This window comes from Micromonospora xinjiangensis (assembly GCF_056150165.1).
In genome coordinates this window covers 388394-413499 of the sequence record NZ_JAXCFO010000005.1, presented here as the reverse complement: position 1 = coordinate 413499, position 25106 = coordinate 388394, and the positions used below count along the sequence as shown (strand labels likewise).

The 25106-nt window shown below is 74.0% G+C and carries 26 protein-coding genes and 1 other RNA gene; 15 read left to right on the top strand and 12 right to left on the bottom strand.

All coding sequences use genetic code 11. The annotated features are described in order from the left end of the window. Nucleotides 1-88: 88 nt before the first annotated feature. The 5 genes from SM573_RS20755 to mctP all read left to right on the top strand — a co-directional run bounded on the left by SM573_RS20755 (nucleotide 89) and on the right by mctP (nucleotide 5017). The gene (locus SM573_RS20755; RefSeq protein WP_474616840.1) at nucleotides 89-955 is read left to right on the top strand and encodes a Nif3-like dinuclear metal center hexameric protein; all 867 of its coding nucleotides are present in this window, start codon (nucleotides 89-91) and stop codon (nucleotides 953-955) included. Next, a complete protein-coding gene (locus tag SM573_RS20750) occupies nucleotides 952-1689 on the top strand; it encodes a zinc ribbon domain-containing protein (RefSeq protein WP_474613032.1) in 738 nt (245 codons plus the stop codon). Before SM573_RS20755 ends, SM573_RS20750 begins: the two co-directional genes overlap by 4 nt. A gap of 6 nt (nucleotides 1690-1695) precedes the next feature. Beyond that, complete coding sequence (locus SM573_RS20745; protein WP_474616839.1) at nucleotides 1696-2916, top strand: bifunctional RNase H/acid phosphatase; 1221 nt, start codon at nucleotides 1696-1698, stop codon at nucleotides 2914-2916. A 209-nt stretch (nucleotides 2917-3125) separates the two neighbouring features. Continuing rightward, on the top strand, nucleotides 3126-3368 hold the full coding sequence (locus SM573_RS20740; RefSeq protein WP_474613034.1) for a DUF3311 domain-containing protein: 243 nt from the start codon (nucleotides 3126-3128) through the stop codon (nucleotides 3366-3368). Then, on the top strand, nucleotides 3368-5017 hold the full coding sequence (mctP, locus tag SM573_RS20735) for a monocarboxylate uptake permease MctP (protein ID WP_474616838.1): 1650 nt from the start codon (nucleotides 3368-3370) through the stop codon (nucleotides 5015-5017). Before SM573_RS20740 ends, mctP begins: the two co-directional genes overlap by 1 nt. Nucleotides 5018-5084: 67 nt before the next feature. Here the strand turns inward: mctP and SM573_RS20730 are convergent, their stop codons facing one another. After that, nucleotides 5085-5561: a MarR family winged helix-turn-helix transcriptional regulator gene (locus SM573_RS20730; RefSeq protein WP_474613036.1), complete on the bottom strand. Its 477-nt coding sequence runs from the start codon at nucleotides 5559-5561 to the stop codon at nucleotides 5085-5087. A gap of 54 nt (nucleotides 5562-5615) precedes the next feature. Here SM573_RS20730 and SM573_RS20725 point away from each other — a divergent pair, with 54 nt between their 5' ends. Continuing rightward, a complete protein-coding gene (locus SM573_RS20725; RefSeq protein ID WP_474616837.1) occupies nucleotides 5616-6848 on the top strand; it encodes an MFS transporter in 1233 nt (410 codons plus the stop codon). 74 nt (nucleotides 6849-6922) lie between these two features. Here SM573_RS20725 and SM573_RS20720 read toward each other — a convergent pair whose 3' ends face one another. Genes SM573_RS20720 through SM573_RS20700 form a run of 5 tightly spaced genes read right to left on the bottom strand, consistent with a single transcriptional unit; the run spans nucleotide 6923 to nucleotide 11228 of the window. Continuing rightward, entirely contained in the window at nucleotides 6923-7486 is a 564-nt protein-coding gene (locus SM573_RS20720) for an energy-coupling factor transporter transmembrane component T family protein (protein ID WP_474616907.1), read from the bottom strand. Nucleotides 7487-7515: 29 nt separating this feature from the next. Then, nucleotides 7516-8202: an energy-coupling factor ABC transporter ATP-binding protein gene (locus SM573_RS20715; protein ID WP_474613038.1), complete on the bottom strand. Its 687-nt coding sequence runs from the start codon at nucleotides 8200-8202 to the stop codon at nucleotides 7516-7518. Then, on the bottom strand, nucleotides 8199-9362 hold the full coding sequence (locus SM573_RS20710; protein WP_474616836.1) for a thiolase family protein: 1164 nt from the start codon (nucleotides 9360-9362) through the stop codon (nucleotides 8199-8201). The genes SM573_RS20715 and SM573_RS20710 overlap by 4 nt, the downstream gene beginning before the upstream one ends. Then, a complete protein-coding gene (locus SM573_RS20705) occupies nucleotides 9355-10608 on the bottom strand; it encodes a class I adenylate-forming enzyme family protein (protein ID WP_474616835.1) in 1254 nt (417 codons plus the stop codon). The genes SM573_RS20710 and SM573_RS20705 overlap by 8 nt, the downstream gene beginning before the upstream one ends. Beyond that, a complete protein-coding gene (locus SM573_RS20700; protein ID WP_474613041.1) occupies nucleotides 10605-11228 on the bottom strand; it encodes a biotin transporter BioY in 624 nt (207 codons plus the stop codon). Before SM573_RS20700 ends, SM573_RS20705 begins: the two co-directional genes overlap by 4 nt. Before the next feature lie 144 nt (nucleotides 11229-11372). Between SM573_RS20700 and SM573_RS20695 the strand changes: the two genes are divergently transcribed. Next, a complete protein-coding gene (locus tag SM573_RS20695) occupies nucleotides 11373-12011 on the top strand; it encodes a TetR family transcriptional regulator (protein ID WP_474616834.1) in 639 nt (212 codons plus the stop codon). A gap of 6 nt (nucleotides 12012-12017) precedes the next feature. On the opposite strand, the gene SM573_RS20690 is transcribed toward SM573_RS20695, so the two are convergent. After that, nucleotides 12018-12779, bottom strand: coding sequence for a sulfite exporter TauE/SafE family protein (locus SM573_RS20690; RefSeq protein WP_474616833.1), 762 nt, complete (start codon nucleotides 12777-12779; stop codon nucleotides 12018-12020). Nucleotides 12780-12997: 218 nt separating this feature from the next. Between SM573_RS20690 and rnpB the strand changes: the two genes are divergently transcribed. Further along, nucleotides 12998-13408: RNase P RNA component class A (rnpB, locus tag SM573_RS20685), an RNA gene on the top strand. 81 nt (nucleotides 13409-13489) lie between these two features. Continuing rightward, a complete protein-coding gene (locus tag SM573_RS20680) occupies nucleotides 13490-13981 on the top strand; it encodes a DUF1877 family protein (RefSeq protein ID WP_474613044.1) in 492 nt (163 codons plus the stop codon). 35 nt (nucleotides 13982-14016) lie between these two features. On the opposite strand, the gene SM573_RS20675 is transcribed toward SM573_RS20680, so the two are convergent. Then, on the bottom strand, nucleotides 14017-14586 hold the full coding sequence (locus SM573_RS20675; RefSeq protein ID WP_474616832.1) for a TetR/AcrR family transcriptional regulator: 570 nt from the start codon (nucleotides 14584-14586) through the stop codon (nucleotides 14017-14019). 58 nt (nucleotides 14587-14644) lie between these two features. Between SM573_RS20675 and SM573_RS20670 the strand changes: the two genes are divergently transcribed. Beyond that, nucleotides 14645-15154 (top strand): FBP domain-containing protein, encoded by a 510-nt coding sequence (locus SM573_RS20670; RefSeq protein ID WP_474616831.1) that lies wholly within the window; start codon nucleotides 14645-14647, stop codon nucleotides 15152-15154. A 114-nt stretch (nucleotides 15155-15268) separates the two neighbouring features. Here the strand turns inward: SM573_RS20670 and SM573_RS20665 are convergent, their stop codons facing one another. Next, nucleotides 15269-17053 (bottom strand): alpha/beta hydrolase, encoded by a 1785-nt coding sequence (locus tag SM573_RS20665; RefSeq protein WP_474613047.1) that lies wholly within the window; start codon nucleotides 17051-17053, stop codon nucleotides 15269-15271. A 184-nt stretch (nucleotides 17054-17237) separates the two neighbouring features. Between SM573_RS20665 and SM573_RS20660 the strand changes: the two genes are divergently transcribed. Continuing rightward, a complete protein-coding gene (locus SM573_RS20660; protein WP_474616830.1) occupies nucleotides 17238-17618 on the top strand; it encodes a VOC family protein in 381 nt (126 codons plus the stop codon). A gap of 73 nt (nucleotides 17619-17691) precedes the next feature. On the opposite strand, the gene SM573_RS20655 is transcribed toward SM573_RS20660, so the two are convergent. Beyond that, entirely contained in the window at nucleotides 17692-18195 is a 504-nt protein-coding gene (locus tag SM573_RS20655) for an NUDIX hydrolase (protein WP_474613049.1), read from the bottom strand. Between the two features lie 217 nt (nucleotides 18196-18412). On the opposite strand from SM573_RS20655, the gene SM573_RS20650 reads away from it, so the two are divergent. The 4 genes from SM573_RS20650 to npdG all read left to right on the top strand — a co-directional run bounded on the left by SM573_RS20650 (nucleotide 18413) and on the right by npdG (nucleotide 22026). Continuing rightward, nucleotides 18413-18616, top strand: coding sequence for a hypothetical protein (locus SM573_RS20650; protein WP_474613050.1), 204 nt, complete (start codon nucleotides 18413-18415; stop codon nucleotides 18614-18616). A gap of 77 nt (nucleotides 18617-18693) precedes the next feature. Further along, a complete protein-coding gene (locus SM573_RS20645) occupies nucleotides 18694-19467 on the top strand; it encodes a histone (RefSeq protein WP_474613051.1) in 774 nt (257 codons plus the stop codon). Nucleotides 19468-19817: 350 nt separating this feature from the next. Further along, the gene (locus tag SM573_RS20640) at nucleotides 19818-21248 is read left to right on the top strand and encodes an RNB domain-containing ribonuclease (RefSeq protein WP_474616829.1); all 1431 of its coding nucleotides are present in this window, start codon (nucleotides 19818-19820) and stop codon (nucleotides 21246-21248) included. A gap of 79 nt (nucleotides 21249-21327) precedes the next feature. Next, nucleotides 21328-22026, top strand: a complete 699-nt coding sequence (gene npdG, locus SM573_RS20635) for an NADPH-dependent F420 reductase (RefSeq protein ID WP_474613053.1) — start codon at nucleotides 21328-21330, stop codon at nucleotides 22024-22026. 145 nt (nucleotides 22027-22171) lie between these two features. Here the strand turns inward: npdG and panB are convergent, their stop codons facing one another. Then, the gene (panB, locus tag SM573_RS20630) at nucleotides 22172-23017 is read right to left on the bottom strand and encodes a 3-methyl-2-oxobutanoate hydroxymethyltransferase (protein ID WP_474616828.1); all 846 of its coding nucleotides are present in this window, start codon (nucleotides 23015-23017) and stop codon (nucleotides 22172-22174) included. A gap of 164 nt (nucleotides 23018-23181) precedes the next feature. After that, on the bottom strand, nucleotides 23182-24942 hold the full coding sequence (locus SM573_RS20625; protein ID WP_474613055.1) for an NAD+ synthase: 1761 nt from the start codon (nucleotides 24940-24942) through the stop codon (nucleotides 23182-23184). Nucleotides 24943-25106 lie beyond the last annotated feature (164 nt).

Below are 25106 nucleotides of genomic sequence, written 5' to 3'. Positions count from 1 at the left end.
GCCCGTTCGTGGCCCGCCGGACGGCCGACCGGCCCGGACCGGCGGGGGAGGCCACCGCACACAGTTCGCGCCGGTAAGCTGGCCCGCCGTGAGCACAACCGGATCAGGGCCGACGGTGACCGAGGTGGTCGCCGAGCTGGAGCGGCGCTATCCGCCGGTCTGGGCCGAGGAGTGGGACCGGGTCGGTCTGGTGCTCGGTGAGCCGTCCGCCCCGGTGCGGCGGGTGCTCTGCGCGGTCGACGTGGTCCCCGAGACCGTCGCCGAGGCGCTCGACGCCGGCGTCGACATGATCGTCGCCCACCACCCGCTGCTGCTGCGCGGGGTGTCGTCGGTCGCCCCGACCACGTACAAGGGCCGGATCGTCCACCAGCTGATCCGGGCCGGGGTGGCGCTCTACGTGGCGCACACCAACGCCGACGTCGCCGCGCCCGGGGTCTCCGACGCGCTGGCCGCCCGGTTCGGGCTCACCAACCTGCGCCCACTGCACCCACCCGCGCCCGGTTCGCCCGCGTACGGGCCGGGCCGGGGCATCGGCCGGGTCGGGGAGCTGCCCCGCCCGATGACGCTCGCCGAGCTCACCCGGCACGCCGCCGCCGTGCTCCCCGTCACCTCCTGGGGCGTACGCGCCGCGGGCGACCCGGGGCGGATGGTGCGTACGCTCGCTGTCAGCGGCGGCTCCGGCGACGCCTTCCTCGGCGACGCGACGGCCGCCGGGGTGGACGCCTACCTCACCTCCGACCTGCGGCACCACCCGGCCGGCGAGCACCTCGCCGCCGATGGGCCCGCCCTGCTCGACGCCGCCCACTGGGCGACCGAACGACCCTGGCTGGACGACCTGGCCGCGCTCCTGCGGGAGGCGACGGGCGTCGAGACGCTGGTGTCCGACCTGGACACCGACCCGTGGACCGTGCACGCTTGCGCACCCGCTGTGGACGACAAGGAGCCCCGACCGTGAAGGCTGACCCGAAGGTCCAGCGCCGCCTGCTCGACCTCCAGGCGATCGACACCGCCCTCGCCCAGCTCGCCCACCGCCGCCGTGCGCTGCCCGAGCGGGCCGAGCTGGAGGCGCTGGCGCGGGAGCTGTCCGCCCTGGAGGACGAGCGGGTCCGCGCCCAGGTGGCGGTCGACGACCTGGACCGGGACATCGCCCGGCTGGAGAAGGACATCGACCAGGTCCGCGCCCGCAAGGAGAAGGACGAGGCCCGGCTCGCGGCCGGCAGCGGCCCGGCCCGGGAGCTGGAGGCCCTCCAGCACGAGCTGGCGTCGCTGAACCGCCGCCAGGGTGACCTGGAGGACGCCGAGCTGGAGCTGATGGAGCAGCGGGAGACCGCCCAGGGCGTCCTCGACGGCGTGGAGCAGCGGCTGACCGAGACCCGGGAGAGGCGGGCGGTCACCGAGCAGCGCCGCGACGACAGCCTCGCCGAGATCGCCAAGGAAGAGGAGTTCAAGCGGGCGGCGCGCCAGCCGCTCGCCGCCGACCTCCCGGCCGACCTGGTCACGCTCTACGACCGGATCCGTGAGGACACCGGGCTCGGCGCGGCGCTGCTCACCGCCGGCCGCTGCGGCGGCTGCCGCCTGGAGCTCTCCGGCGCCGACCTGGCCCGCATCCGCAAGGCCGACCCGGACGACGTGGTCCGCTGCGAGGAGTGCCGGCGGATCATGGTGCGTACCAACGAGTCGGGTCTGTAGGCGGTGATGGCGTCCCGGCTGGTCCTCATCGAGGCCGACGGCGGGTCCCGGGGCAATCCCGGTCCGGCCGGCTACGGCGCGGTGGTCCGCGATCCGCGGACCGGCGAGGTGCTCGCCGAGCGGTCCGAGTCGATCGGGGTGGCCACCAACAACGTGGCCGAGTACCGCGGCCTGATCGCCGGGCTGGAGGCCGCCGCGGAGCTGGGCGCCACCGAGGTCGACGCCCGGATGGACTCGAAGCTGGTGGTCGAGCAGATGTGCGGCCGCTGGCAGATCAAGAACCCGGGGCTGCGCCCGCTCGCCGCGCAGGCCGCCGCGCTGGTCGCCCGTTTCGACGAGGTCCGGTTCAGCTGGGTCCCCCGCGACCGCAACCGGCACGCCGACGCCCTGGCCAACGCCGCGATGGACGCGGCGGCCGGCACGCCGGCCCGGCCGGTGGTCGACGCGCCGCGGATCGTCGAGCCGCCCCGCGAGGTGGCCGGCGACGACGCGGCGGACCGGGAGCGGGCCCGCGAGGTGGCCGACCGCGCCGCCACGGCCAGGGCCACGGGCGGCGACGCGACCACCGCTCCCGCCTCGTGGGAACCCCGGCCCAGCCTCACCGCGACCCGCCTGCTGCTCGTCCGGCACGGCGAGACCGAGTACACCGAGCAGGGCCGCTACTCCGGTCGCGGCGACGTGTCGCTGTCGGCCCGGGGGCGGGCGCAGGCCCGGGCCACCGGCACCCGGGTGGCCGCGCTGGCGCCGGGTGCGGCGGCCGTGGTCAGCTCACCGCTGTCCCGGTGCACGGCCACCGCGGCGGCGATCGCCGAGGCGCTCGGCGGGGTGCCGGTGCGCCCGAGCGACGACCTCATCGAGTGCGACTTCGGCGCCTGGGAGGGGCGCACCTTCGCCGAGGTGCGGGCGGGGTGGCCGGGGGAGTTGGACGCCTGGCTCGCCTCGACGGCCGTCGCGCCGCCGCAGGGCGAGTCGTTCGTCCAGGTCGCCGAGCGCGCCCGGCGGGCCGTCGCCGCGCTCTGCGAGGCGTACCCCCGGGAGACCGTGGTGGTCGTCTCGCACGTCTCGCCGATCAAGCTGATGCTGCGCGACGCGCTCGCCGCCGACGACGCCTTCCTCCACCGGCTCTACCTCGACGCCGCCGGCATCTCGGTGGTGGACCTGTGGCCCGACGGCGGCGTCGCCGTCCGCTCGGTCAACGACACCGCGCACCTCGCCGCGATCTCCTGAGCCACCCCGAACGTGTGGCTGACGCCACAGTGGACGTCGTGGTGCCCCCGCCCTCCCCGGTCGACCGATGAGCCGCCGGCGCCCGCCGTTCGGCGCAGCGCGTCGGCCGTTCGGCGCAGCACCCTCCGAGCGGGGAGCGTGACGGCGCTCACACAGCCGTAGCCTCCGGCCGTCACAACGCGCATCAAGACATCCCGGAGGTGTGTGACATGGCTGCACCCGAACCGGAGGCGCCGCCGACGGTGCCGGCCAGGGCGAAGGACAAAAGCCCCTGGAACTGGTTGCTCTTCGTCCCGATCGTGGTGCCGCTCATCCCGGCCTTCTTCAACGGAGACTCGCCCCGCCTGTTCGGCTTCCCCCGCTTCTACTGGCTCCAGCTCGCCTACATCGTCCTGGGCGTGACCACCACGACCCTGGTCTACCAGCTCACGAAGAGGCGGGGTGACCGCTGATGTGGCGCGACCACCTCACCGAGATCATCATCTTCACCCTGCTGTTCCTGCTGGTCAGCGCGATGGGCTTCGTGGCCGCCCGGTGGCGGGCGCCGAAGGACATGGCGCACCTGGACGAGTGGGGGCTGGGCGGGCGCAGCTTCGGCGGCTGGATCACCTGGTTCCTGGTCGGCGGTGACCTCTACACGGCGTACACCTTCGTGGCGGTGCCGGCGCTCGTCTTCGGCGCGGGCGCCATGGGCTTCTTCGCCGTGCCGTACACCATCGTGATCTACCCGCTGGTGTTCCTGGTGCTGGTCCGGCTCTGGTCGGTGTCGCACCGGCACGGCTTCGTGACGCCGGCCGACTTCGTCCGCAGCCGGTTCGACTCGCCGGTGCTGGCGCTGCTCATCGCGATCACGGGCATCGTCGCCACGATGCCGTACATCGCCCTCCAACTGGTCGGCATCGAGGCGGTGCTCAAGGCCATGGGCGTGACCGGCGAGAGCACGATCGCCCGGCACCTGCCGATCATCGTGGCGTTCGCCATCCTGGCCGCCTACACCTACCAGTCCGGGCTGCGGGCGCCGGCGCTCATCGCGTTCGTGAAGGACACGCTGATCTACGTCGTGATCCTGGTGGCGGTCCTGTGGCTGCCGTACAAGCTCGGCGGGTGGGGCGACATCTTCGACGCCGCCGACGCGAAGTTCGACGCCTCGCCGAACCCGGGTGACGGCATCCTGCTCAACGCCAACAACCAGCTCCAGTACGTGACCCTGGCGTTCGGCTCGGCGCTGGCGCTCTTCCTCTACCCGCACAGCCTCACCGGCGTGCTCGCCAGCCGGAACCGGGACGTGATCAAGCGGAACATGTCCGCGTTGCCGGCGTACAGCCTGCTGCTCGGGCTCATCGCGCTGCTCGGCTACATGGCCATCGCGGCCGACGTGAAGCCGCTGCCCGGGGCGTCGGAGGGCACGGTGGACAGCAACACGGTCGTGCCGCTGCTCTTCGACCAGCAGTTCCCGGACTGGTTCGCCGGGGTGGCGTACGCGGCCATCGGCATCGGCGCGCTGGTGCCGGCGGCGATCATGTCGATCGCGGCGGCCAACCTGTTCACCCGCAACATCTACAAGGAGTACCTGAAGCGGGACGCCACGCCCGCCCAGGAGGCGAACGTCTCGAAGATCACCTCGCTGGTGGTGAAGGTCGGCGCGGTGGCCTGCATCGTCTTCCTCGACCCGCAGTTCTCCATCGACCTCCAGCTGATCGGCGGCGTGATCATCCTCCAGACGCTGCCGGCGGTGGCCCTGGGTCTCTACACCCGCTGGTTCCACCGGGGCGCGCTGGTCGCGGGCTGGGTGGCCGGCATGGGGCTCGGCATGTGGATGCTCTACCAGATCTCCAGCCCGACGCGGAAGCACTTCGCGGGCTCCGCCTTCCCGCTGGAGAAGTTCGGCTTCGACACCCAGCGCACCATCTACGTGGGCATCGTGGCCGTGCTGGTGAACCTGCTGGTCGCGGCCCTGGTCACGCTCGTCCTGCGGGCGGCCAGGGTGCGCGACGGCGTCGACGGCACCCAGCCGGACGACTACTTCGCCGACGAGGGTGACCCGCGGGTGACCCCGGGCGCCACCCGGGACGCCGACGCGGCCCCCGAGCCGGTGGCCTGAGCGTCGCGGACGGTGCGGCCCCCGGACGGTGGTCCGGGGGCCGCACCGTGCCGGAGGCCTGCTCAGGTCACTGGCGGTGACGGCGGTCGAGGGCCGCGTTGAGCCGGTGCAGCATCTCGGCGAGGGTGTCCCGGTCCTCCGGCGTCCAGTCGGCCAGCATCTCGCCGTAGAGGCGGGTGCGGGCGGCCTGCACGGCGGCCATCCGCTGTAACCCGGCCGGGGTGGGGGAGACGACCATGCCCCGGCCGTCACGTGGGTCGGGCTCCCGCAGGATGAGGCCGTCACGCTGGAGCGCCGACACCTGGCGGGTCACGGTGGAGCCGTCGAGGCCGAGCCGGGTGGCGAGCGCCGAGACGTTCTGCGGGCCGGCGTCGGCCAGGTGCCGCAGGATGACGTACGCCGCCCGGTCGAGCACCCGGTGCTCCGCGGTGCCGGTGCGGCGCCGGGTGGCCTCGCCGAGCCGCATCAGCATGGCGACCTCGGTCTCGATGCGGCCGAGGGCGGTCGCCTCGGCGCCGGCGTCCGGGGTGGGGTGCGCGCTCATAGTTGTATGATACAGGGGAATTAACTGTAAGATACAGCTATCTGGGGAGTCGGAGTGGATCGGCGTTCCGAACCGAACCGCAGTGCCATCTACGCCACCACACTGGTGGCCTTCCTCGCCATCGCCGGCATCGCCGTGGTGGACCCGATCCTGCCGGCCATCGGCGAGGCGATCGGCGTCACCGCCTGGCAGGTCGAGCTGCTCTTCACGGCGTACATCGCGGTCATGGCCGTGGGCATGATCCCGGCCACCCTCGCCAGCGGCCGGTTCGGCTTCAAGCCCGTATTGATCACCGGCGTGTCCGTCGTCGGGCTTGCCGCCATCCTCGCCTCGTTCAGCGACAACATCGTCCAGTTGAGCGTGCTGCGCGGAGTCTGGGGCCTGGGCAACGCGATGTTCTTCGCCACCGCCATGGTGGTGCTGGTCAACCTGGCCGTCGACCGGGAGTGGGTGGTCGGGCTCTTCGAGACCGCCCTCGGCCTCGGCTTCGCGGTCGGCCCGCTGCTCGGCGGCCTGCTCGGCCAGGTCAGCTGGCGGCTGCCGTTCTTCGTCTGCGGCGTGTTCATGGTGCTCGCCCTCGCGGTCGCCGCCGGCAAGCTGCGCGAGCCGGCCAACCGGCAGGCACCCGTCCGCGTCGGGCAGATCCTCGCCACCTACCGGCGTCCCGCGTTCGTCGCGCTGTGCGTGGTGACCGCCGCGTACAACTTCGTCTTCTTCGTGGTGCTCGGCTACACGCCGCTGTTCCTGGGCCTCGACGTCGTGCCCCTGGGGCTGGCCTTCACCGGCTGGGGCCTCGGCCTGGCCGCCGGCATCCTGGTGATCGGCCACCGGTTGGCCCACCGGATCGGTGCGGTGCAGACCGTCGGTGTCGCCGTCGCGGGGCTGCTGGTCTGCATGGTGCTCTTCGCGACCTCGACCGGCACCGCCGAGGCGCTCGTGGTACTGGTCCTCGCCGGGCTCTTCATGGGCCTCGCCAACGCCAACCTCACCGACCTCGCCCTCGGTCTCGGCTCCCGGGACCGCCGGCTCGCCACCGGCGCATTCAACCTGGTCCGCTGGGGTGCCGCCGCACCCGCGCCGATCATCTCCGGCAAGCTCGCCGAGCACTCGCTGGCGCTGCCGTTCTGGGTCGGCTTCGGGGTGCTCGCCGTCGGCGTGCTGGTCTACCTGGCCACCGCGCACGTGATGGCCGGCGGCTACGGCGAGCGGGTGTTCTGGTCCCGGTGGAACCGGGCCGCGGCCGGCGCCGAGGGCGCACCGGAGGAGCCGGTCGGCGAGGCGTACTGAACCACCGTCCCCCATCCCGTGCCGCCCCGTCGCGCCCCGCGGCGGGGCGGCACCCTCTGCCCGGCTGGCGCGGCTCAGTCGACGCCGCGGGCGGTGAGGGCGTCGGCGAGGTCGTCGGAGTGTTTCAACGCCATGACGAGCATCGGTACGACGAAGGCCAGCGGCTGCACGGGCACCCCGCGCGCGCGTTGCGCCTCGCGGACCTGGGCGGCGAAACCCGCGATGACCGGCACGGTGGTGATCGTCATCGAGAGCATGAGGGCGATCCGGCCCGGGTCGACGCGGAACCGCCGCAGGGGCCCGAGGGCGCGCTCGATGGCGTCGATGAGGTCCTCGGTGCGGGTCGTGAGCGTGACGAGGGTGGCGAAGAGGACGACCGCGACGACCCGCACGACGTTGACCGCCGCGGTGGCCGGCGACAGGAACACGGCCTGCGGCACGAGCATGACGAGGACGAGCCAGCGCAGGTAGTACAGCTGGCGGCCCAGCTCGCGCAGGCCCGCCGCGAGGAGCAGGTAGCAGCCGGTCACGAGCGCCACGGTCCCGGCGAGGAGCCAGGCGCTCGCCGGGGCGAGCGAGATCGCCAGCGCGACAGCCATCACGGTGACCAGCTTCGGGCCGGCGGGCAGCCGGTGCAGGAAACTGCGGCCGGGCCGGTACAGGGCGATCAGGTCAGCTCCTCCTCGTACCGGGCGATCACGGACGCCGGGTCACCCCGGTCCACGAGCCGGCCGGCCTCGAAGCGGAGGACGGTGTCGCACCGCGCCGCCAGCCGGAGGTCGTGGGTGACGAGGACGAGCTGCTGCGGCATCTCGTCGAGCAGGAACCCCGCGATGCGTCTGCTGTTCGAGGCGTCGAGGTACGCGGTCGGCTCGTCCGCGACGACGAGGCCGGGCTCGCCGATGAGCACCGCGCACAGCGCGAGGAGCTGCTTCTGCCCGCCGGAGAGGGTCTGGGCCGGGGCGTCGGCGAGCTGGGTGAGCCCGAAGCGGTCGAGCGCCGCGTCCACCCGCTCCTGGATCTCCGTGCGGGATAGACCTCGGCGGCGCAGCGAGAACGCCACGTCCTCGGCCACGGTCGGCATGATGATCTGCGCGTCGGGGTTGCTGAACACGAAGCCCACGCGTCTCCGCAGCAGCTTCGGCTCGCGGGCCGGGTCGATGCCGTGCACCCGCACCTCGCCGGCGGTGGGGGTGACGAGGCCGTTGAGCAGCCGGGCGAAGGTGGACTTGCCGGAGCCGTTGGAGCCGATCACGCCGATCCGGCGCTCGTCGAGGTCGAGGGCGAGGTCGCGCAGCACCGGCCGCCCGGAGAACGCGACCGTGACGTCCGCGAAGTGGATGGTGGTGCTCACCGGACCACCTCGAACAGGGCGGCCACGCCGATCCCGCCGCCGACGGCGGCCGTGGCGAGGCCCAGCGTCCCGGCCGGCGCGCCCGCCCGCACGAGCCGGGAGAAGAGCCGCACCACGCTGACCGCGCCGCTCGCCCCCCACGGGTGCCCGAGCGCGAGCGCCCCGCCGTCCGCGCAGACGCGCGGGTCGACGACGTCGGCGGTGGCGAGCCCGAGGCGGGTCAGCACGGCCAGCGTCTGGGCGGCGAACGCCTCCACGATCTCGATGGCCGCGAGGTCGGCGAGGCCGAGCCCCGCGTCGCGCAGCAGGGCTTCGACCGCCGGAACGGGGCCGAGCCCGGGCAGCGCCGGGTCGCAGCCCACCGTGGCGCTCGCGACGAGAGCCAGCCCCGGTGCGCCGCCCCGGGCGGCGGCCGGCACGAGCGCCACGGCCGCCGCGCCGTCACTGTCGCGGCAGGAGTTGCCGGCCGTCACGGTGCCGCCGTCGGCGGCGTCGGGGAAGAGCGCGGGGAACCGGTCGAGCATGGTGGGGATCCGTGGGCGTGGGCCGCTGTCCCGGACGACGCCGCCGAGCGGCACCAGCTCGTCGTCGAAGCCGCCCCGCGCCCGGGTCTCGGCGGCGAGCCGGTGGCTGCGCGCGGCGTACCGGTCCTGGCGGTCGCGGTCGACGCCGTCGAGCACCGCGAGGTCCTGGGCGGCACGCACCATGTCGGGATCGGCGAAGCCGGCCGGGGCGAAGGGCGCCTTGGTGTACGCGACACCGTCGGCGAGGCGGGTCGGCGCGGTCGACGCGCTCTCGGCGCCACCCGCGACGCGGGCGCGGTCGTCGCCGGCCCGGATCGCGTCGGCGGCCGTGACGATCGCGGCCAGTCCGCTGCCGCACTGCCGGTCGATCGTCATCCCCGGCACCGTGACACCGAGCCCCGCCGCCAGCGCCGACAGCCGGGCCGTGTTGCCACCGGGCCCCATGCAGTTGCCGAGGACGACGTCACCGACCCGCGGGGGCGCGCCCGTGGCCCGCGCGGCGTCGTCGACGCAGGCGCGCACGACGGGAGCCGCGAGTCGCTCCACGGTGACGTGGGCGAGCTGCGTGCCCTTCGGGGTGATCGGGGTGCGTCGCGCCGCGACGACGACCGGGAGGTGGCGACCGTGCTCAGACAACGCGGGCCACCGTCCCCTCGATCGCGTCGTGCCGGATCCGCTCGCGGGCGGGCTTGCCGGTGGCCGTACGGGGCAGCCGCTCCGTCCAGAACCAGCGGCGGGGCAGGTGCGTGCCGGAGAGCAGCGTGGCCGCCTGCCGGCGCAGCTCGCGGGCCGACGGCGGCCGGCGGCCGGGGCCGGTCTCGACGACCGCCGCCACGAGGGCGCCGGCCCGCGCGTTGGGCAGGCCGAAGACGACCGCGTCGCGGATGCCGTCGATCCGTTGCAGCGCCGCCTCGACGTCCTCCGGGATGACGGTGGCCGCGGCGGTGAGGATGGCGCCGTCCTTGCGGCCGCGGAACCGCAGCGGCTCGTCCCCCTCGCCGCTCACCAGGTCGCCCACCGTGCCCCAACCGTCGTTGTCGCGGCGGAACGGTCCGGCGGCCGCGCCGAGGTAGCCGTCGGCGAAGTAGGGGGAGCGGACCCAGAGCACGCCGTCGTCGATCCGCGTCTCGACCCCGTCGAAGGGGCGCAGCCCGTGGCCGTCGGGGTCCACGGCCACGAAGGACAGCTCGGCCGCGCCGTAGTAGGAGACCAGCCGGATGCCGGCGGCCCGGGCCCTGCTCCGCAGGTCCGGGTCGAGTCGGGCGCCGCCGACCAGGGCGGCGCGGAGCCGGTGCGGCGTGCCCGCTTCGATGCGCTCCAGCACACCGCGCAGGGCGTACGGCGTGCCGTGCAGCACGGTGGCGTGCGCCAGGTCCGCGTCGGAGACGGTGTGCGTCCGGGGCAGGAGGACGGTGGCGCCGATCGCGCGGGCGTGGACGGCGGAGAACATCGTCACCGACGAGACCAGCGGCGAGGGGAGGTAGACGACGTCGTCGGCGGTGAGGCCGAGGAGCCGCTCGACGCCCGAATACGACGCGGCCCAGGACTCGTGTGTCCGGACGATCACCCGAGGCGTTCCCGTGCTGCCCGAGCTGAACGTCGCCCAGGCCACGCCCGGCACCGGGTCGGCCGCCTCGACCGTGGCGCGCAGCCCGTCCCAGTACCCGCCGTTCCAGCGGTCGTCGCCGATGAGCGGCACCCCGCCCGCCGCCCGCACCGCGAGGGCCGTCACGAGCGCGTGCACGCGGTCCGGGTCGAGGATCGGGACCACCCGGCCCGGCACGTCGACGCCCGCCGCTCTGGCGGCGGCGATCCGCTCCCGCACCTGCGCCTCGGTGAGCACCACCCCACCGCAGACGACGGCGGGCCGCTCGCCGGTCACCGTACGCTCGCGTCGGTCTGCGACCGGGCGGCCCGCGGCCCGGGCACGGCCGCCGTCGTGGCGCCGAACGCCCGGGGGTACGCGCGCCAGAGCGCCATCGCGACGGTCGTGGCGACCACCACCTTCACCAGGTCGCCGGGGAGGAAGGCGGTGCTGGTCAGCGCGGTCTCCGCGAGGGGCAGCCGGGTGACGAGCGACTGGACCGGGATGCCGACCGCGTAGACCACGAGCGCGCCCCCGACGAAGCAGGCCAACGCGGTGCGCCACCAGGTGGGCGGCCGGTTCCCGGAGCGCGCGACGGCACCCACCACGAAGGCTCCGACGATCCAGCCGACGAGGAAGCCGGCCGAGGGGCCGACGAAGACACCCGCGCCGCCGCGACCGCCGGAGAGCAGCGGCAGTCCTACCAGGACGAGCGCGAGGAAGAGGGTGACCGCGGCGGCGCCCCGCCAGCGGCCGAGGATCGCACCGGCGAGCATGACGCCGAGCGTCTGCGCCGTGATCGGCACGGCTCCGCCGAACACCGAGATCGCGCCGGGGATCCCCAGGACCGCCAGGATCGCGGCGAAGACCACGATCCTCGTGAGGTCCCGGGTGTCGAACCTGCGAACTCCAGCCACGACCGGCTCCCTCCCTGCCCGCGGGTACGCGGGACGCCGCCTCGCCGCTCGTCGGGCGACGGGCGATCACGGACGTGCGAACGACCAGGGAACGACGTCCTCCTGAACACCGTTCTCCTGAACGGCGTTCACTATACTGACGGGATGTCGAGACCGGAAAACGCCGCCCGGAACACGCGTGAGGACGTCGTCGCGGCGGCCCTGGGCATCCTGGACCAGCAGGGACTGCCCGATCTCACGATGCGCCACCTCGCGGCGACGCTGGGCATCCAGCCGAGCGGGCTCTACTGGCACTTCCCCAACAAGCAGGCGCTCCTCGCCGCGGTCTCCGACCGGATCCTCGCGGGCGCCCGCACCGTCGACGCCACCGGACGCGACTGGCGGTACCGCGTGCGGGCCGAGGCCGCCGCGCTGCGCGACGCGCTCCTCGCCTTCAAGGACGGCGCCGAGGTCGTCTCCAGCACCCTCGCGCTCGGCCTCGGCGCGGAGGAGCTGCACCGCCGCCTCGCCGCCGCGATCGGCGCCGGCGGGTTCGACGAGGAGACCACTGCGCTCGCCGCCGCCACCATGGTCCACTTCATCGTCGGCCACGCGTTCCACGAGCAGCAGCGCATCCAGGCCGACAGCCTCGGCGCCGTCGCCCACGGGCACACCCTCGACCGGGAGGACCCGACCGACCCGGCCGGCCGGCCCGGCGCGTTCGATTTCGGGATCACGCTCCTCCTCGGCGGGCTCGAACGGCACCGCGCCGACGCGGGGACCGGGCCGTCACGCCGGCCGTGACACCGGTCAGCCGAGGGCACGCCAGAGCAGGTACAGCCCGATGACCGTGCCGAAGACCACGATCATCGTCTTCAGCACCACCGCGGGCAGGCGGCGCACCAGGCGGGCGCCCACGTACCCGCCGACCAGCGTCGCCGGGGCGACCACCGCCACGGCCGCCCAGTTCACCGGCCCGAACAGGGCGAACACGACCAGCGTCGTGAGCCCCACCACCGCGGAGATCAGGTTCTTGACGGCACTGACCCGGGCCAGGGTGGTGTCCAGCACCAGGGCCAGACCGGCGACCAGCATCACCCCGAGCGCCGCGCCGAAGTAGCCGCCGTACACCGAGCCGAGCGCGACCATGGCCTGCACGCTGACCGTACGGCGGCGCGGCGTCAGGTCGCGCGGATGGCCCACCAGCCGGCGCAGCGGGTCCTGGAACGCCAGCACCGCCGTCGCGCCGAGCACCAGGAACGGGACGACCACCTCGAAGGCGCGGGCCGGGGTGGCGAGGAGCACCAGTGCCCCGGCGACGGTGCCGAGCACGGCGGTGGGCAGCAGCAGGGCCAGGGCCCGCGGGCGCGGCAGGTCCACGCGACTCCCCGCCACGCTCGCCACGTACCCCGGAAAGACCGACACCGAGTTGCTGACGTTGGCCGGCACCGGGGGCAGCCCGACCGCGATCAACGCCGGAAAGGTGATCAGTGAACCCCCGCCGGCCACCGCGTTGACCGTGCCCGCGGCGAGACCGGCGGCGAGCAGCAGCGCGGCGTGGGAGAGATCCATGGTCCCCAGAGGCTAGTACCCGCACCGACGCCCGGCCCGCGACGGTCTGCCCGGCCACGTCCGATGGCCGCGCGTGCAGGTCTGGTGGCCACTACTTCAGGGAACGTGTGGCCACCTGCCCCATCGGAGGGCACTCTTTCCCGGAACTAGTGCGATCTTGCGCGGGCGGGCCGGCAATAGACGGCCGGTCGGCGTCGTTAGGATGAGAGCGCGACGGACGAGTCGACCGGGCGGTCGCGTCGACGGGCTCCGGCCCGTCGCCGAGGAACGTCCGGACTCCACAGGGCAGGGTGGTTGCTAACGGCAACCCGGGGTGACCCGCGGGACAGTGCCACAGAAAACAGACCGCCGACCCCAACGGGGACGGTAAGGGTGAAACGGTGGGGTAAGAGCCCACCAGCACCCCGGGTGACCGGGGTGGCTCGGTAAACCCCACCCGGAGCAAGGCCAAGAAAGGATCGTCACCGCGAGGCGACGGTCCGCGCAGACGCTTGAGGGCGGCCCGTCCGATGTCTGCGGGTAGGCCGCTGGAGCCTGCCGGCAACGGTAGGCCGAGATGGATGGCCGCCGCCGGCGCGCCTTCGGGCACGCGCCGCGCACAGAATCCGGCGTACAGGTCGACTCGTCCGTCGCCCCCAGGTCGAACCGCTGCGCGCCACGGTTGTCGGCCCGTGGACGGCCGGCCGGGCGCACCCTTGTAGCGTCCCGCCATGGCCTGCCGTGGGTACTTCCTCGCGCTCGACGAGCCCTGCACCGCGCTGCTGCTGACCCATGGCGGCAACGACGATCGGCTCATCGAAGTCATCCAGGAACTCGAGATGACCGACGCGCCGGATCACTGCGACGTCGACAAGGCGTGGGACGGCATCCACCGCTGCCTCACCGAGGGCAAGCTCGGCGGCGAAGACGGCAGCTACCCGCTCAACGCCGTCGTCCTCGGCGGCCTACCGATGCATCAGGGCGACGGCTACGTCGTCAGCTTCAACACGGCGGCCGAAGTTCGTGACGTCGCCGCCGCCCTCACCGACCTCGACCCGGAGCCGTTCATCGCGCGGTACTGGACGCTCGATGCGAACGAGTACGGCGCGGTGATCGACCAGGGCGGCCTCGACTACTTGACGTACCACTTGCGGAAGATCACCGGGTTCTACCAACGGGCGGCGCGGGCCGGCTGGTCCAGCGTCTTCGTCGCCGATCAGTGACCGGTGCGTGAGGGCCGGGGGCGCTGCGCCCCGGTTCAGCGCGCCGGCCAGTTTCGCAGGAGGGCGTCGAGGGCGTCGAGGGTGCGCGCCCACGAGTCGTCCGTCGAGCGTGGGGTGTGGCGGAAGCCGCCGCTGCGCTCCAGGCTCACGTAGCCGTGGAAGGTGCTGTGCATCATGCGTACGGCGTCGGTCTGGTCGGGCTCGGCCAGCCGGTAGCCGCGCAGGATCGCCCGGGTCATCTCGGCGTGCCGGGGGCCGGCGCTCGCGGCCGCCGTCTCCGGGTCGAGGTCGATCTGCATGGCGGCGTACCTGCCGGGGTGCTGCCTCGCGTAGTCCCGGTAGGCGTTGGCGAAGGCGTTCAGCGCGTCCTTGCCGGCGCGGCCGGCGAGCGCGACGCCGACCCGGTCGGCGAGTTCCGCGAGCGCGAGCAGCGCGACCCTGACCCGCAGGTCGTGGGCGTTGCGGACGTGGGAGTAGAGGCTGGCGTCCTTGACGCCGAAGCGGCGGGCGAGCGCCGACACCGTGACGTTGTCGAAGCCGACCTCGTCGGCCAGCTCGGCGGCCGCCCGGGTGAGGCGTTCGACGGTCAGGCCCGCACGCGTCATGCGTCACTCCAAAGCTAGTCCGTTAAATTGTTTGCCTAATAGGTCTAGGCTAGAGCCTATGGTACCTCTCACCGAGTCCGACATCCGTGCCTCCTTCGTCAACTGCACGAAGGGCGAGGCGAAGCGCCTGGCGGTGCCCCGGGATCTCGCCGAGCGCCCCTGGGCCGACCTCGACTTCCTCGGGTGGCGCGACCCGGCCGCCCAGGAGCGCGCCTACCTCGTCGTCGAGTCCGGCCCGGCGCTCGTCGGGGTGGCGTTGCGGGTGGCTCCCCAGACCCAGCGGGTCAAGCGCAGCATGTGCTCGTTCTGCCTCACCACCCACACCGGCGACGGCGTCTCCCTGATGACCGCCCGCAAGGCCGGGCGGGACGGGCGGCAGGGCAACTCCGTGGGGGCGTACCTCTGCTCCGACCTGGCCTGCTCGCTCTACCTGCGGGGGAAGAAGGACGCCGGGCGGCGCATCGAGGAATCGCTCACCCTCGCCGAGAAGGTCGAGCGGACTACCACCCACCTCACCGCGTTTGTGGAGAAGGTCGTCGGCCACCCGGCGTCCGTGGCGGCGCGGTGAGTGATCCGGGCCGGCACGCCCGTCGACCCGCCGGGCGATCGTCGTACGGCAGGGGCCGGCCCGCCGCCGTCACCGAGTGACGGACGGGCGGGCCGGCCTTCCGGCGAGGACCGGTCACTCCGGGTACGACGGGCCCGGCTCGGTGCGCAGCATCCGCTTGAGCATCCGGTTCGCCGCCCGCATGTCGTCGCTGATCAGGCGCGTCCGCACCGTGCCCTTGCTGGTCAACGCGCCGCCCACCTCGTGGACGGTCGTCTCGCCGGGCAGCGGCACGGCCTGGCAGCCGGTGTACTGCTCGCCGGGCAGCCGGCCGTCGAGCAGGTACGCGTACACCGGGTCGTCCACGCACGGGGTGTAGTACGGGAAGACGCCGTGGCTGCCCTCGTTGTCGACGCTGATCATCGAGGCGCCGGGCAGCTTCCGCGACGCGGCCAGCGCACCCTCGTACGCCGTGGCGACGTCGAGCTCGCTCTGGAGCATCAGCACCTTCGGGAAGGTCCTCCGGTCCGGCTTCGGCATCCGGTTGGTCGTCGGCCAGTACGCGCACGCCGGCGGGTTCTGCAGGAACGGGGCGACCAGCGGCGCGTCCCGGGTGAGGCGGCGGCTGAACGCGTTCCAGTGGGCCACGCTGTCGTTCCACTGCCCGTCCTGGCAGCGGATCACCTCGAAGACGTAGTCGATGTCGTACGTGTACTCGCCCGTGCCCGGGGCTGGCGCCACCCGCCCGCGCTGGGCCGTCAGCGCCGCCTCGGCGTCGGCCCGCGCCCGCAGGATGTACGCCCGGTTGCCGGCGTCGATGCCGGGTGCGGCGAGCATCTTCTCGGTGGCCGCCGCGAGGATCTGCTCCGGCGTCCAGCCGTTCCACTCCTCGTAGTACTCGATGACCGTGTTCACGGCCATCGCGGCGGTGGGGTAGTTCGCGGTGTCGTACAACGCGCCGAGGATGAAGAAGCCGAACATGAACGGTCCCATGCCGATCCGGGTGCCGCCGGCCCGCTCGAACATCTCGCGGATCGCCATCGGGTCGGTGCCCCGGCCGTACAGGTCGTCGTGGCGGGCCATGTACGGCAGGAGCTGCTCCTGGAACGCCCGGTCACGGGTGAACGGTTGCAGGTCCCAGGTCTCCTGGAGGGTCGGCGAGCCGACCGCGGCGACGGAGTCGAGCACCATCCGGCCGGTCCGGCTCGGAAAGGTGGCCGCGTACCAGGTGCCGAGCCAGGTGCCGTACGAGTAGCCGAGGTAGTTCAGCTTCTCCTCGCCGAGCAGCACCCGGACGAAGTCCATGTCGTACGTGGTCTGCTCGGTGGTGATGTACCCCGTCAGCTCGGTGCCGCGGCAGCCGGCCACGTTCGCCCGCGTGATCTGGTCGTTGGTGACGTCCTCGTCGGTGTAGGTCACCGTGCACCGCAGCGGGGTGCTCTGGCCGACGCCGCGCGGGTCGAAGCCGATCACGTCGTAGTGCTCGGCGAGGGCGGGTGCGGACAGTGCCACGTACGGCGCGAGCGACAGACCGCTGCCGCCCGGGCCGCCGGGGTTGACCAGCAGGACCCCCTTGCGGTCGGTGCCGGCAGCGACGGTGCGACTGACCCGCACCTGGATCGTCCTGCCGTCACCGGGATCGTGCCAGTCCCGCGGCACCGTGACCGTCGCGCAGGCCAGGCCGAGCCGGGCCTCCTGCGCGGCGGTGACGTCGGGGAGCCCGCACGGTTCCCAGCTCAGCCGCTGGTCGGCGAGCGAAGCGGCCAGCGCCGCCGTGTCGGGCTCGGTCGGCGTCGCCGCGGAGGCCGCGGGTGCGCCGGCGCCGCTGGCCAGGACGGCCGCGGTGAGGGTCGCGGCGAGTGTGGCGGCCGCCCGGCGCGCACGGGGTGAACGGCGCGAGCCGATCGAGGGGTGAGGCATTCCGCTCGTCCTCTCGGTGGTCAGGATGATCGATACGGCCCTCACCCTGACGGAGATGTGTTTCGCTGCCTTCTCGTCGCGCTGACGAAGACCGGACATGGCGGAATTCCGCCAGGGCGGCGGGGGCCGGCTTGTGCCGTCCGGCACCCCGGTGCGGAGGCGGGCGGACCGGTAGCCTTCGCGGATGCATCGAAGCCGTGTCTACGCCCTGCTGATCGACGCGCCCCGGTCCGAGGCGGACGCGGCGGCGGCCTTCTGGTCGGCGGCGCTCGGCGCCCGCGCCGAGCCGTACACGCCGGAGCCACAGTTCACCGACCTGCACGGCGCGCTGCACGGGATGGTCCTCGCCGTGCAGGCGGTCGACGACGAGCCGCGGTTCCACCTGGACATCGAGACCGACGACGTCGAGGCCGAGACCGCGCGCCTCCTCGGGTTGGGCGCCACCGTCGTGACCCGGTGGCAGGAGTGTCGCGTCCTGCGCGCCCCCGGCGGCCACCTGCTGTGCGTCCTGCCGGTGGAGTCGGCGCCGGAGGTCTTCGACGCCGAGGCGAAGACCTGGCCGTGACGCCGATCCGTCGTGCCTGCTCCGCCGGCCGCGCGGCGACGGTGGAGAGCCGGGTCGGTGGGCGTCGGTGCGGTCAGCCGGGCCCGTCCCCGTCGTCCCACACCGTCCCCGCCGGCAGGTAGTACGCGCGATCCGTGGCGTCGAGCGCGCGCGCGACCACGAGTCGGGCGTGCGCGTCGAGCGGCGGCAGCCGGTCGGGCGGGAACCACTCCACCGCCACGGACTCGTCGTCGTTGACCCGGGCCGTACCGCCGAGCAGCCGGCAGTGGAAGCCGAGGTTGAGGTACTCGCACCGGTCGCCGTTGGGGTAGGTGTGCGGGTGGGAGACGACGCTGGCGAGCCGCACCGGCTCGACGTCCAGGCCGGTCTCCTCCCGCACCTCCCGGACCACCGCCGTGGCGGGCTGCTCGCCCGGCTCGACGACGCCGCTCACCACCGACCAGCGGCCGTCGTCGGCGCGCTGGCCGAGCAGCAGTTCCCCGGCGTCGTTGCGGACCACCGCGCTCACGCTGGGCAGCCAGAGCAGGTCGTGGCCCACGTGCTCGCGCATCCGCAGGATGTAGTCCGGTACGCCCATCCGGCGACCCTAACGCCGCGCGGGGTGCCGCCCCGACCCGCCACCCCCGGTGCGCGCCGGGGCCGATCCGGCCCACGCCAGCGCGCCGGTCGACGGAGTGCCTGCCCTTTTTGCCGGATTCTGCCCCGCGTCGTCCCTACCCGATCTACTGTGGATGCCAGCGGCGACTTGTGGTGTTCCGGTGGCGGCCGGGCGGTTCGCGATGCACAGTGATCTCATGAGCGACAGCGGACGTGGTGGGCACTACTACTGGTGCACCCGACACCACCGGGTCGAGACCGACGCCGACGTGTGTCCGGCGAGGCACGTCCTCGGCCCGTACGCCTCGGCGGCCGACGCGGAGAACGCACTGCAACGGGTGCAGGAGCGCAACGAAGCGTGGGACGCCGAGGATGCCCGCTGGGCCGGGGAGGACAGGTAGACGGCGCGGGACGGCCCGCGTCGAGGTACTCCGTGTTCCGCGAGGGCGGAAGCACGGCCCCAAGGAGGGAAACCGAGATGGCCGTAACACCGAAGGCCACCCGCCCGGCCACGAAACGTACCACCGCGAAGAAGACCGCTGCGGCGGAGCGGAACACGACCGCGAGCCGGACGACGCCGGCCCGTCGGGCCGGCGGCACGGCCGCCAAGGCCCCGGCCAAGAAGGCGACCGGCGGGGCGGGACGCGCCCCCGCGAAGAAGACCACCGCCGCGAAGGCCCCCGCGAAGAAGACCGCGACCAAGGCCTCGACCACCGCCCGGAAGACCACCGCCACCGCGAAGAAGGCGCCCGCGAAGGCCTCGACGGCCGCCAAGAAGACCACGGGGGCCGCGAAGAAGACCACGGCGGCGGCCAAGCGCACCACCACGGCGGCGGCGAAGAAGACGACGGCGGCGGCCCGCAAGTCCACGACCACGGCCAGGAAGTCCGCCACCGGGGCCGCGAAGAAGACCACCGGCGCGGCGAAGAAGACCGCCGCGAAGAAGGCGCCGGCGAAGAAGGCCCCGGCCAAGCGGACGACCGCCACGACCCGTCCCACCGCCGCGAAGAAGGCCCCGGCCAAGAAGGCGCCGGCGAAGAAGGCTCCGGCCAAGCGGGCGACCGCGACGACCCGTCCCACCGCCGCGCGCACCACCGCCGCGAAGAAGGCGCCCGCCCGGACGACGACCGGCGCCACCGCGAGCGCCCGGAAGACGGCCGCCACGAAGGTGCCGGCGCGGAAGACGCCAACCACCGTCCGGTCCACCACGGCGCGTGGCGCCACGAGCGCCGCCCGCAAGTCCGCCCGCTGACCGTCCCAGCATCGGGATCCCGGGGTACGCCACCGCGCTGAGCCGGTCCCGACCGTCGGAAACCCGACCGCCTCCTTCCGTGCCCGGCACGGAAGGAGGCGCTCGCCGCCTCGGGGTCCCCATCCCGCCGTCCGCTCGAGACGACGCCCGGACGGTGGACCTCCGCCGGCCGGCGGCCCGTCCGGACGGCGGGCGGTGGGCAGGTCGGCCGGCGGCCCGCGCCGACGGCGGGTGGTGGGCAGGTCGGGAGGCGGCGCGCGCCGACGGCGGGTGGTGGGCAGGTCGCCGGTTCCGCGCGACCGGCCGGTCGCGGGCGGGCGGATCAACGGCCGCGCTGTCAGGATGGACGCGTGGTCATCCGACGCGTCCTCGCGCCCCGCATCGACTTCGCTGGGCTCCGTCGTGAGTTGAAGCTGCCCGAGGAGTTCCCGGCCGACGCGCGACGGGAGGCGGACGCCGCCGCCGCGGACCCGCCGCGGCCGGCCGTGGACCGCACCGACGTCCCGTTCGTGACCGTGGATCCCGCCGCCTCGCGCGACCTGGACCAGGCCATGCACCTCAGCCGCCGCCCCGGCGGCGGCTACCGGGTCCGCTACGCGATCGCCGACGTGGCCTCCCACGTCCGGCCCGGTGGCGCGCTCGACGAGGAGACCTGGCGCCGGGGGCAGACCGTCTACCTGCCGGACGGCAACGTGCCGCTGCACCCGGAGACCCTCAGCGAGGGCGCGGCGAGCCTGCTTCCCGACGTCGACCGCGCCGCCGTCGTCTGGACCGTCGACCTCGACGCCGAGGGCGCCACCGTCGCCGTCGCGCTGGAACGCGCCCTCGTGCGCAGCCGGGCGAAGCTCGACTACGCCACCGTCCAGGCCGACGCCGAGGCCGGGCGGCTGCCCGACCCGATCGCCCTGCTTCCCGAGATCGGCGCGCGGCTGACCGCGCGAGGGCTGCGCCGGGGCGCCATCAACCTCCCCCTGCCCGAGCAGGACGTCGAGGCCGACGGCGACGGGTGGCGCCTCGTGCTGCGCGGGCCGGTGCCCATGGAGGAGCACAACGCGCAGATCTCCCTGCTCACCGGGATGGCCGCGGCCGACATCATGCTGGCCGGGCGGATCGGTCTGCTGCGTACGATGCCGGCGCCCAAGCCCGAGGCCGTGGCGCGGCTGCGGACGGCCGCCGCGCCGCTCGGCGTGCACTGGCCGGACGGGAGCGGTCCCGGCGAGGTGATCGCCGCCCTCGATCCGGCGCAGCCGCGGGCGGCGGCCTTCATCGACCAGGCCGCCGAGCTGATGCGCGGCGCGGCCTACACCGCCTTCGACGGCGAGGTGCCGCCGCACCCGGAGCACGGCGGGGTCGCGGCCGCGTACGCCCATGTCACCGCCCCGCTGCGACGACTGGCCGACCGGTACGCCACGGAGGTCTGCCTGGCCCTGCACGAGGGCCGCCCGGTGCCGGAGTGGGTGCGCACGGCGCTGCCCCGGCTGCCCGAGGTGATGGCGACGACCGACCGGACGGCCTCCGCGGCCACCCGCGGCGCGGTGGAACTCGCCGAGGCGGTGCTGCTCGCCGACCGGGTGGGGGAGGTCTTCGACGCGGCCGTGCTGGACGTCGACGCCCCGCCGACCAACCACTCCCGGCCCCGCCCGCCCGGTGGCACGGTCGCCCTGGACACCCCGCCGGTGCGTGCCCGCTGCCTCGGCGACCTGCCGCTCGGCGAACGGGTCCGGGTCCGCCTGGTCACCGCCGACCCGGCCGCCCGGACCGTGCTCTTCGAACGCGCCTGACCTGCGGGCGGCCCGCCAGCGGGGATTGTCACAGCGGTCGCGTCTGCTGCCGACCCGCCGGATTTGCGAGGATGACGGCATGGCATATGACGCGAGCACGCTGCCCGACGTGTCCGGGCTGACCGTCGGCATCATCGGCGGCACGGGTGACCAGGGTCGGGGACTCGCCTACCGCTTCGCCCGCGCCGGCCAGACCGTGGTGATCGGTTCCCGGTCGGCGGAGCGGGCCGCCCGGTCGGCCGCCGAGATCGCCGCGCTGCCCGGCGTGCCCGAGGGCACGAGCGTCACCGGGGCGGACAACGAGGAGACGGCGCGGCGCAGCGACGTCGTGATCATCGCCGTTCCCTGGGACGGCCACGCCGACATCGTCGCCGCGCTGGCCGAGCCTCTCGCCGGCAAGATCGTCGTCGACTGCGTCAATCCGCTGGGCTTCGACAAGCAGGGCCCGTACGCCCTGACCGTCGAGGAGGGCAGCGCGGTGCAGCAGGCGGCCGGCCTGCTGCCCGACTCCCGGGTCTGCGCGGCCTTCAACCACGTCAGCGCGCCGCTGCTGGCCGACCCGGAGATCGACCGGATCGATCTGGACGTGCTGATTTGCACCGAGGACCGTGAACTCGTGGGCGTGGTGGCCGCGCTCGCCGCCCGCATCCCCGGCATGCGGGGGATCTACGCGGGCCGGCTGCGCAACGCCCACCAGATCGAGGCGTTCACGGCCAACCTCATCGCCATCAACAAGCGTTACAAGGCCCACGCCGGCATCCGCGTCACCGACCTCTGACGTCGCGCCTGCACGGGGGCGGGTCACGCGCACGGCGGGACGCGCCGGAGCGAGTACCCGTCGGATGCCCGGCCCGCCGGCCGTGGTCGCGAGGTCCGCGGCGTCCCGCCCGGCGCCGCGGACCTCGGGATCCGACGGGCGCGGGTCAGAAGGTGTGCTCTGCCGCGGGGAAGTCGCCGCCGCGCACCTCGTCGGCGAAGCGGCGGGTCGCGTCGGTGAGGGCCCCGGCCAGGTCCGCGTACCGCTTCACGAAGCGGGGCGCCCTGCCGGTGCGCAGCCCGGCCATGTCCTGCCAGACCAGCACCTGCGCGTCGGTGTCCGGGCCGGCGCCGATGCCCACGGTCGGGATGCTCAGCTCGTTGGTGATTCGTTTGGCCACCTCGCCGGGCACCATCTCCAGGACGACGGCGAACGCGCCCGCCTCGGCGACGGCCCGCGCGTCGGCGACGACCTCCTCGGCGGCGTCGCCGCGACCCTGCACCCGGTAGCCGCCGATGGCGTGCTCGCTCTGCGGGGTGAAGCCGATGTGCGCCATCACCGGGATGCCGGCGCCGGTGATGGCGGCGATCTGCTCCGCGCAGCGTCGGCCGCCCTCCAGCTTCACCGCGTGGCAGCCGCCCTCCTTCATGAACCGCACGGCGGTGCGCAGCGCCTGGGTCGGCCCCTCCTCGTACGAGCCGAAGGGCAGGTCGCCGACGATCAGCGCCTGGGTGGTGGCCCGGACCACCGCGCGTACCAGGGGAAGCAGCTCCTCGGCGGTGACCGGGATCGTCGTCTCGTAGCCGAAGACGTTGTTCGCCGCCGAGTCGCCGACCAGCAGCACCGGGATCCCGGCCCGGTCGAAGATCGACGCGGTGTACTGGTCGTACGACGTGAGCATCGGCCAGCGCTCGCCGCGCTCCTTCGCGGCGATCAGGTCGCGGGTGCGGACCCGCCGGGTCGCCAGGCCGCCGTAGAGGGCGGTCACCTCGGTCGGGGTGGACTCCACCATGACTCTCTCCTTCCTCGAGGCCGCGTACGCGGTCCCCGGGTTCCGCCGCGATCGTCGCACCGGGCGGCCCGGCGGCGGCAGGGCGCAGTGGAGGATCTCACTCCCGGACCGGGGCCGGCCCCGATCGGGCCGGCCCGATCGGCGGCGGAGAGAGGCGCCCGGTGTCAGCCGTCCTCGCGCCAGCGGTTGGTGACGGGCAGCCGCCGGTCCCGGCCGAACGCCTTCATCGAGATCTTCGTGCCCGGGGCGGACTGCCGCCGCTTGTACTCGGCGGTATCCACCATCCGCAGCACCCGGTCGACCACGGCGGGGTCGTGACCGGCCTCGACCAGCCCGTCGCGGCCGAGGTCGCCGTCGACGTAGCCGATGAGGATCGGGTCGAGCACGTCGTAGTCGGGCAGGGTGTCGCTGTCCAGCTGGCCCGGGCTCAGCTCCGCGCTCGGCGGCTTGCCGATGGAGTTCTCCGGGATCGGCGGGGTCTCGCCCCGACGGGCGGCGTCGGCGTTGCGCCACTTGGCCAGCCGCCAGATCAGCGTCTTCCACACGTCCTTGACGGGGTTGAACCCGCCGACCGAGTCGCCGTAGAGGGTCGAGTAGCCGACCGCCAGCTCGCTCTTGTTGCCCGTGGTCAGCACGAGGTGGCCCTCCTGGTTCGACAGCGCCATGAGGATGACCCCCCGGACCCGTGCCTGGAGGTTCTCCACCGCCACGCCGGAGAGCGACATGTTGGCGAGGAACGTGTCCACCATCGGCTGGATCGGCTCGATCCGGTAGTCCAGCCCGGTGCGCTTGGCCAGGTCGGCCGCGTCCTCGCGGGAGTGCTCGGAGGAGTGGCGGCTGGGCAGGGAGACCCCGACCACCCGGTCGGCCCCCAGCGCGTCGACGGCCAGCGCGGCCACGACGGCCGAGTCGATGCCGCCGGAGAGACCGAGCACCACCGAGGGGAAGCGGTTCTTGTTGACGTAGTCCCGCAGGCCCAGCACGAGCGCCTGCCACACCTCGGCCTCGTCGGCGACCGGCTCGATCATCCCGCCGACCGCCCGCTCACCGGCCGGGGCCGGCAGGCTCTCGCTGACCGTGGCGCGGACCACGCGCAGGCCGTCGGCGACGCGGGTGCCCGCGTCGACCGGCTCGCCGGCCGCGGGCAGCTCCAGGTCGTGCACCAGGAGGTGCTCGACGAACTGCGGAGCGCGCGTCAGCAGCTCGCCGTCGGCGGAGACGATCATCGAGTCGCCCTCGAAGACCAGCTCGTCCTGGCCGCCGATCATGTTGACGTACGCGATGGCGGCGCCCGCCTCGGCGGCCCGGCGCCGGACCAGCGGCAGCCGGATGTCGTCCTTGTTCAGCTCGTACGGGGAGCCGTTGATGTTGACCACCAGGCCCACCCCGGCCTGCCGGGCCGCGGCGAACGGGCCGCCGGCCTGCCACAGGTCCTCGCAGATGGTCAGCGCCACGTCCACCCCGCCGAGGCGGACCACGGTGAGCATGTCGCCCGGCACGAAGTAGCGGTCCTCGTCGAAGACGCCGTAGTTGGGCAGGTGGTGCTTGAAGTAGGTGGCCGCCACGGCGCCTCGGTGCAGCAGCGCGGCGGCGTTGCGGGCGCCCCGGCCCGGCTCGGCGTCCGAGGAGACCTGCGGCGGCCCGTCCGCGTCCAGGTAGCCGACCACCACCGGCAGTTCGCCCAGACCGTCGGCGGCGAGGTCGGCGGCGAGCCGGTCCAGCGCCGCGCGGGACGCCGCCACGAAGGACCGGCGGAACACCAGGTCCTCCACCGGGTACCCGGTCAGCATCATCTCCGGGAACGCGACGAGCTGGGCGCCGGCGTCGGCGGCCCGCCGGGTCCAGTCGAGGACCAGTCGCGCGTTGCCGGTGAGGTCGCCGACGGTCGGGTTGACCTGGCACAGAGCGATACGCAGGGTGGGCATGTACTCATCTTGCCCCAGCCCGTGGGCGTCGACACGTGGGGCACGGGGCGGGCCGGTGACCCCCGGGTCCGGTGCCGGCGGACACCTCGGGACGGGGACGGCCGGGTCGCGTAACGTCGGCGTAACCAGGCGCGTGGAGACTGGTCGGTCAGGCCGCACCGGCC